At 64.5% G+C, this 242-nt stretch carries 1 protein-coding gene; it reads right to left on the minus strand.

Features of this window, described 5'->3' with window-relative positions; genetic code table 11:
• Positions 1-242: AAA family ATPase (locus AC1RP1_RS08465; RefSeq protein ID WP_481762799.1), on the minus strand; the 242-nt coding region annotated here is incomplete at both ends.

A 242-nucleotide genomic window follows, 5' to 3' on the forward strand; every position in this document is an offset into this window, starting at 1 on the left:
GTCTTCCGCCTGGTCGGTCGCCTTGCTGCGCACCTTGCGCATTTCGGCTTCACGCGTCTGCTTGACCGAGATCTCGATCAGGTCGCGCACGATGCTGTCGACGTCGCGGCCGACGTAGCCGACTTCGGTGAACTTGGTCGCTTCGATCTTGATGAACGGCGCGTCGGCGAGCTTCGCGAGGCGGCGCGCGATTTCGGTCTTGCCGACGCCCGTCGGCCCGATCATCAGGATGTTCTTCGGCG

The organism is Dellaglioa sp. CoH-56-MRSF-13, from assembly GCF_056782095.1.